General features: G+C 29.9%; 9 protein-coding genes. 5 read left to right on the top strand and 4 right to left on the bottom strand.

What is annotated here, in order from left to right; genetic code table 11:
• Positions 1-364: 364 nt before the first annotated feature.
• The 3 genes from CD035_RS02165 (at position 365) to CD035_RS02155 (ending at position 2889) form a co-directional block, all read left to right on the top strand.
• Positions 365-793, top strand: coding sequence for a hypothetical protein (locus CD035_RS02165; protein ID WP_048539976.1), 429 nt, complete (start codon positions 365-367; stop codon positions 791-793).
• Positions 794-902: 109 nt separating this feature from the next.
• On the top strand, positions 903-2159 hold the full coding sequence (locus CD035_RS02160; RefSeq protein WP_048539978.1) for an AIPR family protein: 1257 nt from the start codon (positions 903-905) through the stop codon (positions 2157-2159).
• Between the two features lie 394 nt (positions 2160-2553).
• The gene (locus CD035_RS02155) at positions 2554-2889 is read left to right on the top strand and encodes a hypothetical protein (protein WP_048539980.1); all 336 of its coding nucleotides are present in this window, start codon (positions 2554-2556) and stop codon (positions 2887-2889) included.
• 386 nt (positions 2890-3275) lie between these two features.
• Here the strand turns inward: CD035_RS02155 and CD035_RS02150 are convergent, their stop codons facing one another.
• The 4 genes from CD035_RS02150 to CD035_RS02135 form a co-directional block, all read right to left on the bottom strand.
• The gene (locus CD035_RS02150; protein ID WP_048539982.1) at positions 3276-3659 is read right to left on the bottom strand and encodes a DUF3021 domain-containing protein; all 384 of its coding nucleotides are present in this window, start codon (positions 3657-3659) and stop codon (positions 3276-3278) included.
• A gap of 13 nt (positions 3660-3672) precedes the next feature.
• Positions 3673-3957: a LytTR family DNA-binding domain-containing protein gene (locus CD035_RS14250; RefSeq protein ID WP_255209531.1), complete on the bottom strand. Its 285-nt coding sequence runs from the start codon at positions 3955-3957 to the stop codon at positions 3673-3675.
• Positions 3958-4286: 329 nt separating this feature from the next.
• On the bottom strand, positions 4287-4841 hold the full coding sequence (locus CD035_RS02140; protein ID WP_048539983.1) for a DUF4256 domain-containing protein: 555 nt from the start codon (positions 4839-4841) through the stop codon (positions 4287-4289).
• Between the two features lie 59 nt (positions 4842-4900).
• On the bottom strand, positions 4901-5254 hold the full coding sequence (locus CD035_RS02135) for a winged helix-turn-helix transcriptional regulator (RefSeq protein ID WP_037589866.1): 354 nt from the start codon (positions 5252-5254) through the stop codon (positions 4901-4903).
• Positions 5255-5366: 112 nt separating this feature from the next.
• On the opposite strand from CD035_RS02135, the gene hxlA reads away from it, so the two are divergent.
• Both hxlA and hxlB read left to right on the top strand, forming a co-directional pair.
• On the top strand, positions 5367-5999 hold the full coding sequence (gene hxlA / locus CD035_RS02130) for a 3-hexulose-6-phosphate synthase (protein WP_025905795.1): 633 nt from the start codon (positions 5367-5369) through the stop codon (positions 5997-5999).
• Between the two features lies 1 nt (position 6000).
• Positions 6001-6540 (top strand): 6-phospho-3-hexuloisomerase, encoded by a 540-nt coding sequence (gene hxlB / locus CD035_RS02125; RefSeq protein WP_048539985.1) that lies wholly within the window; start codon positions 6001-6003, stop codon positions 6538-6540.
• The last annotated feature ends 196 nt before the right edge of the window (positions 6541-6736 follow it).

Below are 6736 nucleotides of genomic sequence, written 5' to 3'. Positions count from 1 at the left end.
AATAGAGGCTTATAGCCGCAGAACAAACCACCCGTTAAACGGGTGGTTTTGATTTTTATTTATAGTCTATTCTTTTATCACTTTAGAATTTTTAGTATTTAATAGTCAAAATAATATACTGAAAAACCAGCTATAAAATAAATGATAACTCAATAATCGAATTGTTATGTAGATGTGCAACCTTAAATTTTACTTAACTATTTATTAGAAATGTAGGCTGGGTTTTATTTAAGTAGGATGTTTTTATAGCAAGTGGTTAAACGTTTACATTCAAATTGCACAGAAAGAGTAAATGTTATAAAATTATCTTAATAAATTTAATTTATTAAATAATAAAATTATTTATAAGTGAAGGGAAATACATATGATTGAAAATGAATTGGATAAAATCATGGATATAGCGCATAAAGATGACTATGCAATTTCTAGAGAAAGAGCATTTGATATTCTTATGTGTTCAATTTATTGCTATAAATCATTAGATTACAAAATGAATTGGTATGACTTGATCAATGAAAATATCACTGATGGTAAAAATGATGGGGGTATTGATTTTGTATTTTACGACGATGAGAATTCTAAAGTGATAATTGGTCAAAATAAGTATTCAAAAAATATTAAAGTAAATGATGTAAACGCAGAAGTTAGTAAGATAAATAGTACTTTAAGTGATTTTGAAAAAGAAAATACGAATACATATAGTAGTAATGTAAAAAAAATTTTAAGAAATGCTTTAGATAGCTTACCAGAAGAAGAGGAAGGTAATATTGAAGTAATTTTTTTCATCGACTAGTCAAGTTAATGAAAAAGATGTATCTCGTAAGGTTGATAATATACAAAGTGCGAAGTTTGGTGATTTTAACTTATTAAATGAAATTGATATTGATAAATTAATTGAAGAAATGCAGCAATCTTTAGAAGTTGCTAAAGAGTTTAAATTTGAAATAGATAAGTCTAAAAATGCACTGGAATATGAATCAGATAATTATGAAGGATTAGTTGTAAATGTAAGTGCCAATAGTTTAAAAGTTGCTTATGAGAAATTTGAGAGAGACGGTTTATTCAATATGAATATTAGAAGATATATAAAATCTAAAAATGTTGATGAACCAATTAAAGATAGTATGAAACGTAACCCTGAAGATTTTTGGGTAATGAATAATGGGATAACAATAGCTTGTAATGATTACCGTCTAGATGGTGATAATGTTAAAGTATATGATTTCTCAATTGTTAATGGAGGTCAAACAACACATTTAATAGCCAAAAATTTGGATTCAAGTAAGGAAGATTTTTATTTAATATGCAAAATCATTAAAAAGAAAAATAGTAAAGTTGATGAGAGGTCATTTTTCAATAGTATTGCTGAAGCAACAAATTCTCAAAAAGCCATACAACCAAAGGATTTAAAAGCAAATGCTCCAGAAATGGTACGACTACAGAAGATACTAAAGGACCAAGGGATATTTTTAGAAATAAAGAGGGGTATAAATACTCCAAGGAAGTATGGTGATAATAAAATTAAAAATGAAGAATTTGCACAAATATTCTATTCTTTTGTTTATCAAAAACCAGGTACAGCAAGATCTGCTAAGAGAAGTTTATTTGCGAATAATAATCATTATAAAAGTATATTCAAGTTAGATTATGATGCAGATAAAAATAAAGTGAAATTTATTAGGGATTTGATTGATCTTAATAAACGAATTGGATACATCATACAAGATATAAAATCTAAAAAACAAGAAAACGAGATATTTGATAATGAACACATGATAATTTTAAATAATGGTAGATATGCCCTAATAGCAATTATAGGACTAATATATAGAATTGCCAATAATGATCCAGGTTCCAAGAATAAACAGGATCTTGTAGGAGATGATTTTGTATTTGGTGAATTTTTGTCTAATTATAAAGAAGACGATCTTGATGATAAATTAAAAGATTTGATAATTGAGTATGTACAAGTTTTAAACGAGATTTATGGTGATGAATTTGATTTAGGTAATGTTACGAGTCCTAGTAATTTCTTTAAAACAGATAAAAAATATTTAGATAAAATTGCTAATAAGATCATTAATAAACAAAAAGTTAAAAGAAATAATGAGGAATTAATTAACGCTTATGGCGATGTATTTAAAAGAGGAGAATCATAGAGTATAAATAATGATTTGTATTTTGAAAAAAATTATTCTAACTCTCAGACACGACTTTTTAGGTCGTGTTTTTTTTTTGCAGATTTTTTGTTTTTCTTTCTCTTTTATTGAGAAAAATTTAATTTTTATATTACATTTTTTTGAAGTTTAAGGTGTCTTAAATATTACTTTTACGTAAATTATGTTTAATAAATTTTTTTGAGAATTTTACGATTTTGAACTACTTTTATCGAAGTTTTTTGAATTTTTTAGGCTTATAAAACGTTGAATTAACGGGGGTTTCATTGTATTTTAAATATTTTGTATAAAAAAAGCATAGAAATTTATTGACAATAAATGGGCATTGAATATAATAAAAGTATAACCTATAACATCCCTTAGAAAGGAGGCTAAAATGTACAATATTATTAAGTTTGAGTTTTACGATATTCAGGGGTTTATTACTGAAGGTAAGATTGGCATGCATAGAGTGGAGGAACTGGTGATTCCTAAAGATATTAGTTTAGATGATATTTTGGATGATTTGGATGAGAGATATGGAGAGTCTCTTAATGATCAGACTGAATTTTTCAATTCTATTTTTGTCTTTGCATGCGTGAGATTGGAAGAAGACCAAAAGCATTTTAAGATTCTTAAACGAAGTTCTGCTTTGTTTGGTGAGACGATTGATACTATTAATGAAATTTGTTTATATTTGAATCGTCATTTTGAAGATGCGATTGGTACTTAGATTTACATTGTATTTTAGCGTTGCACATACTTTTCATAGCACACTTTATGATTTGATATTGTACATTTCTTCTTTTCGGATAGGTTATTATAGGTTATAAAGAGGATTTAGTGTATTTACGAAATGTATAAGGGAGTTTTAGGTTTATAATTTTTCTGGCGTTAAAAATTATATTCTTTAAGATTTTAAGCACTAAATAAGAGAAGTTTTCATAATCAATGGGGAAATCGATTATGAGTTTAGAAGATATGAATAGATAATATATTTTAATATTGATTACACATTGTGTAATACGGAATCTATATCGTGTGAATTATAGATATTTCAGTAAAATAAGTAAATACGGAAAAGAAGACCCTTAAGGTGTGAACCTTAAGGGTCTTTGTTTACATTTTTTTAAGTTTTGTATTTATTTTTTTGCTTTGTTGAATATTGAGATACATAAATACAAACCAGATAACGAGGAATATTAATGCGAAGGTTGTGAGGCCTCCGATAAGTGGTGCTGGTTGTAATGGTATCCAGTTATTAATTGTTGAAACGATAAAGAATGTAATGATACTACCACCTAAATGAATGATGAGCTTAAATAAGAGTGGTATTTGATCGATTTCATAAACTATTGGTAGAAATCCACAAATGGCACCGAATATATAAACGCTGAAGACTGCTTGGAAGTCAATTGTTACTTCAAATATTGCGATGAATATGAGCATAATACTGCTTCCTATACCGATACCTTGTAGAATAGATTTAAAGATTTTGTTCATAATGGTCTCCTCCTTATATACCTAATATTTCAGTTAAATTTTTAACATATCTTCTTGAAATGGTTACTTTTTTATTATTGGATAAAGTTGCATATAAATTCCCTGAGAATGACGGTGATACTTTGTTGATATGTTCTATGTTTACGATAGACGATTTACTAATTTGTACGAACTTCTGCTTAGGCAAAGTTTGTTGTAAGGCAGTGAGTGACATTCGAGTTGTGAGTGTTTCACTGGTTGTTATGATGTTCAGTTGTTTATCAAAAATTTCTGCAAAAATGATGTCTTCCTTTAAAATAAGTGATGTACCTTGTGATGTTTTAATACCTATTTTATGGTTGGATGTTTCAAATTGTTAAATATACGTTAATAGGTTATGACCAAGTTCCTGTTCAAAGGTTTTGATTGAAATATCCGTCGTCTTTTGTGAAGTGTCGATGTTTAGTTGAACGTTGAATGGCTCTGTCATAGCATAACCTCCTTTGCTTATATGGTATGTTGTTTCTAAAAATTTGTCAGTAGTTATGTCATAACCGGTTTAATATACGGTGTAAGTGGTTAGGTAATGATTGTATAGAAAAAGCTTCCTGAACTTGTCTTCTTGAGACAAATTGAGGAAGCTTTATTTTATATTTTTAACATGCTTCTAAAACCTCTTGCGCCATAATAAGAATCAGCGCCATTATGGTAAGTGAATACTGTGTCATACCGTAAATCACAGAATAATGCACCACCAAGGTCTCTAATTTTTGTAGGTGTTTCAATCCAGCTTGATGTTTTCTTATCAAATTCACCGAGTGTTTGTAAATGTCTATATTGTTCTTCATTAAGTAATGTAACGTTCATTTCATGAACCATGTCCATTACACTTGTTTCTGGTTTGTGTTTCTTTCTAGATTCTAATGCTGCTCTATCATAACAAACACTTCGACGGCCTTTAGGACTTTCTTTAGAACAGTCTACGAATATATAAGCATCATCTTCTAATCCTATTACATCAGGCTCTCCTTCAGTTTGTTCCATTTGATTAAGTGACCATAATTTTTCTGGATGTTCATTTAATCGTTTTTCTACATCTGACCATTCTATATTTTTATGACGTTCTGGAAATTTTTCGAATCGTTTTTGTAAAGTTGTAAGCAGTTCAGCTTGTTCTTCTTGTGAAAGTTTTTGAGTTGTCATAAAATACCCCTTTTTATTTTATTGTAGCAAACTATGAAGCGATTAAAAGTAATATGTGATTAGGCTTTATCTTTAGTATTTAAAAAGTCTAAAAATTCGTCTCCCCAGTCACAAATGCCATTAACAACAGGTTCTAAATCTTTACCTATTTGTGTCAAACTATATTCAACTTTAGGTGGTACGACCGGATATACAGTACGGTTTACGATATGATCGTCTTCGAGTTCTCTCAACTGTCTAATAAGCATACGCTGATTAATATCTGGTAGTTTCTTTTCTAATTCATTGAGTCTAAGAGGTGACGCTTGTAGTAAATGCCAGATGATTGGTATTTTCCAACGACCGCCAATAACAGATAATGCTAAGTCTTTAGAATTATAATATTCCGTTTCTTTATAGTTAATTAATACCATAATACAACCCCATTTCTTCACTAAGTGACATATTTGTCAGTATTGCATAATTTTATACATTGTATCACAATTATAAGTGTAAAGTAATATAGATAAAGGAGATAAGATTAATATGAAATTACAATTAGCAATTGATTTATTAAATAAAGAAGAAGCAGCTCAATTAGCGCAACAAGTTGAGGAATATGTAGATATAGTAGAAATCGGTACACCTATCGTTATTAATGAAGGATTAGGTGCAGTAGAAAAATTAAGTCAATCTGTTAAAGATGTTCAAGTATTAGCTGACTTAAAAATTATGGATGCTGCTGGTTATGAAGTAAGCCAAGCTGTTAAATTTGGAGCAGATATCGTAACAATTTTAGGTGTAGCTGAAGATGCTTCAATTAAAGGTGCAGTTGAAGAAGCGCATAAACATGGTAAAGAATTATTAGTGGATATGATCGCAGTTCAAGATTTAGAAAAACGTGCGAAAGAATTAGATGCATTAGGTGCAGATTATATCGCTGTGCATACTGGTTACGATTTACAAGCTGAAGGTGTATCTCCATTAGAAAGCTTACGTACAGTTAAATCAGTTATCAAAAATTCAAAAGTAGCAGTAGCTGGTGGTATTACGCCAGAAACAATTCAATCTGTTGCTGATGAAAATCCAGATTTAATTATTGTTGGTGGAGGAATTGCTAACGCAGACGATCCAAAAGCAGCTGCAAAATTATGTAGAGAAATTATCGAAGGTAAGTAATATGAGCCGTTATCAATTAATATTGAATGAACTCACGCAAACATTAAATCAAGTAGACTTGAAGGATACTGAGCAATTCGTAAATAGCTTGCAGTCAGAAGTTCCAGTGTTTGTAGCAGCTAAAGGACGCTCTGCATTTGTCGCGAACAGTTTTGCTATGAGATTGAACCAATTAGGTAAGAAAAGCTATGTAGTAGGTGAAACAAGTACACCTTCTATTAAAGAAGGAGATAAATTATTGATTGTCTCTGGTTCAGGCTCAACAGCTCACTTAAAATTACTCGCACAAACAGCAAAAGATATTGGAGCGAACATCATATTAATTTCTACAAAGGAACAATCACCAATCGCTGAAATAGCAGATGACGTGATCGTTTTACCAGCAGGTACTAAATATGATGAAAAAGGATCAGAACAACCACTAGGAAGTCTGTTCGAACAAAGCACTCAATTATATTTAGATAGTATCGTAATGGATTTAATGGAACAATTAAACGTAAGTGAAACATTTATGCAAAATAAACACGCGAATTTGGAATAATAAAAGAAACCGTCTGAAATTTTCAGACGGTTTCTTACTTTTTAGATAGAGATGAGTGTTGTTGGAGGTGTGAATATTGCAAGTGAGTCACGACAAGCAACATTCAGGAGCCCAGTATTTATCAAGACTAGTGAAACAAGATAAATAGGCGCCTTGTATTTATCAAGACTGGTGAAACAAGATAAATAGGCGGCTC

This window comes from Mammaliicoccus sciuri (assembly GCF_002901825.1).
Classification (GTDB): domain Bacteria; phylum Bacillota; class Bacilli; order Staphylococcales; family Staphylococcaceae; genus Mammaliicoccus; species Mammaliicoccus sciuri.
Note: the sequence above shows the minus strand (reverse complement) of the source record. Positions and strands in the feature narration are given on the sequence as shown.